The following is a 3154-nucleotide window of genomic DNA, read 5'->3' as shown; positions in this document are numbered from 1 at the left end:
TATAAATCCTGCGTTTGGTGGTTGGTTATGAAAAAAACACAGATCTTCAAGTTATCCGCGTTGTTTACCTTGGTTGTTTTTATCGTCTTATTAGCTTTGAGTTTATTTGATGATTTTAATGGTGATATGAGTGAGTTTATCGCCTATCTTGGTCGTAACGCCTCTGATGTGTCGATCTTCTTAGTCATCGTTTTGTCTGGCTGTTTTATCGGTGTGTCGTTTGTCTTGTGGGCGTTTTGGCGCACCTCTTGGGCGAGAAAGGGCATCGCTCTATTGTTTTCACTATGTATTGGTTTAAGTTACTACGTTTACGTTTATTACGACTTCTTGATATTTGACTATGTGGTTGAAGAAAGCCCGTATCAAGGTGCTTTTGGACGAGATCAGGCTTTAGATGCTGAAAATAGTCTCGATTTTATGCAAAAGTATCCTGAAATATACCGAGATACGATCGGCAGTTCTTACATTAGTATCGATAAATATCGTGCGTGGCTTCGTAACAACAAGAGTAGTATCGCCCGTAACTACAACGTTTGTTTGCAGGGGGAGCAGATTATTTTTACCGCTGTCGAAGAGTTTTTTGATCACGGTGATTATTGCCAACCAGAGACAACGATTGAAGGTGATAATGCCGTTAAGCTAACTTTTACTCCGATTGGTGATAATCAGTATCAATGTAGCGGCTGTGATGACTACTTATTGCCGGTATATTGGAATCACTATGCCGAAAATTGAGTAAAGAAAGACAAGCGCTAGCTAGGCTTTAACGCATTATTAAGCAGCGCTTGTCTGTTGTCTTTTTGGTTATCCATCAACGTTGACACCATTGAGCTGATCAACCAGCTTGACGATGATGGTTTCTTGGCTGGCTGCGACATCATTAATACCGAGCTCATTCCAGCCAACATTATTCATCACAACTTTACTCACACCACCATTTTCATCAGTAACTGCTAGCGTGGTGGTGGGGGTATCAGTTAGGTCATTAATATCGTCATTAATCTCAACCTCTATGTGATCAAGTAAGTCTTGAGTTGTCGGCGAGTCAGGAAGTAAATCCGATAGATCAATCACATCATTATTCACATTGAAATTCATGATGGTATCAGTGGTTGGGTTGGCACTACTGCCTGCATTTTCATCAAGAATGCGGAAGGTGTCGTTGCCCATACCGTTTCTAAATACATCGTCACCGGGTGTACCACTAAGAACATCATCACCTTCATGACCGTAGGTATCAGAAATAAGGAGCTTCTCTTCCGAAACAAGATGACTGAGCACTTCGGCATCGGACATTCCTGCCGTGTTCGTTCCTGTAAAGTCATTGATAGCAATGCCGTCTAGAGTGATGGATTGAACTAACTCATCGTTATTGTCTAGCAAGGATATTTGCGTATTGCCATCCACTTCGGTGAATTGCACATTCTGAGCGACATCGGTTGAGCTCCAAACTGAGCTTGCAGCGACAAAACCACGCAAATCTATGATGTCTTGGCTACTGTCGAACGTATCGATGACAGCATTACCAGGATCATCGTCTGTTCCCACAGTATCACTCGACCACGAATAAGTGTTGTCTGTCGCACCAACATTGATATTGACCGTAGCGGTATCACTGCCACCTTGCGCGTCTGAAATTGTGTACTCAAAGGTCGCTTTGCCTACATAACCCGAGCTTGCAGTAAACTCGATATCTCCAGAGCCATTAATAGTGACGGTCCCACCAATTGCATTTTGTACGGATGTAATGGAGAGTGTTCCACTATCTATATCGCTATCATTTTCAAGTAATGCAGATGCTGCAATTATCAGGGTCTCGCTCTCTTCGACGTAAAGTTCTCCCTTGGTAATGTCGTTATCGATCAGTTTTTTGTCGCTCATATCAAGCGTTACGTCTGCGTCGTCGTAGTTTAAATCAAGCGCTACATGATTGGGTGTTTCCGAGTTATCGGCTTGTATGGTAGTGAGTACAAAGGCATCAGCTAAGGTTTTCGAAATAACCATGTTTTGCACCACATATGTACCATTACTGCCTGAGGTCGTTAACTCAAATGTTTTTACTGGGCGATCGGTGGTGAAGGAATAGTAATCTTCGTAAGAACCAGACTGGCGATAGCCGGATTGGGTATCAATCAGATCGCCATTTTCATCAAAGGCGGTAATTTTTACTTTGGTCGCGTTTGGCGAGATTTCATCAAAATAACTACCTAAGCCACTGAGACGGAAGGTAACTTCGTTAATGTCTTCCCCATCAATAGTAATAGATAGTTTTTCACCCTGGCTCAAACCACTATTATCATTATCACCAATCCCAGAGCCTAAGTGACCATAAGTGTTGTAGGCGGTAAGCGGGCCGCTTGAGCTTTTAGTGGTGATCGTAGTTCCATTTTCTTCAAAGACTGCGGTTCTCCCCGATACAGTACCCCAGTGGCTTGTCGAAATCGGGCCGTTGAACTCGGGCGTATTGGGATTAGCATCAAAGCTGCCGACTTTGATATCACGAGTCATGGTTTGAATGGTTGCTTCATCAGGTACGAAACGAACTTGGGCATTGGCATCATATTCTTCACCCACCACCATGTCTTGCCAACCTTGGTTATCCACGTTGTATTGCATCGTTCCGTAATCTGGAGCTTCGTCGAGTCTAATTCGAGGATCTTGAGTCACTTTTGAGTCATTCATCGCATCAGGGATTTCATTGATACCGTTGATAGTGACAGTAATATCGTGAGTTGTTCCATCAATCGAGGCGACAGAAAAGACTTCTTGTTTGGTCTCTCCGGCTTTGAGATATTGCACGTCGGCATTATCGACTTGGTAATCCCAGTTGCCGTTTTCATCTATGGTGAGCTCGCCGAGTGCGCCAGCTGGAGTGACGACGCTAGCAGGATCGAACTTGGCTTCACCGCTATCAGCATCGGTAAGGGTTAATACGCCCGAATCGGTCAGTACTGGATCGGTATCATCTTCGGTCACCGCGCCAATTGCATCACCTGAGATGACCGCGCTGTCGTTGACCCCTGTAATGGTAATAACAATATCATGCGTGGTGTCATCCACCGAGGTGACGGTGAAGGTTTCGATTTGGTTTCATCTTGCGCCAGATATTGCACGTCCGCGTTGTCAACGTTATAGACCCAATTACCATCGGCAT

At 44.1% G+C, this 3154-nt stretch carries 2 protein-coding genes; one reads left to right on the top strand and one right to left on the bottom strand.

All coding sequences use genetic code 11. The features are described from left to right. A partial coding sequence (locus RH85_RS17000; RefSeq protein WP_006713940.1) for a hypothetical protein occupies positions 1–735 on the top strand: 735 nt, incomplete at its 5' end. Between the two features lie 69 nt (positions 736–804). Here RH85_RS17000 and RH85_RS16995 read toward each other — a convergent pair. Continuing rightward, positions 805–3084, bottom strand: coding sequence for a VCBS domain-containing protein (locus RH85_RS16995; RefSeq protein ID WP_083824891.1), 2280 nt, complete (start codon positions 3082–3084; stop codon positions 805–807). Positions 3085–3154: the final 70 nt, after the last annotated feature.

It is taken from the genome of Vibrio ichthyoenteri ATCC 700023 (genome assembly GCF_000222605.1).
Lineage (GTDB): Bacteria > Pseudomonadota > Gammaproteobacteria > Enterobacterales > Vibrionaceae > Vibrio > Vibrio ichthyoenteri.
The sequence above is the reverse complement of the archived record's forward strand: the minus strand, read 5'-3'. Positions and strand labels throughout refer to the sequence as shown.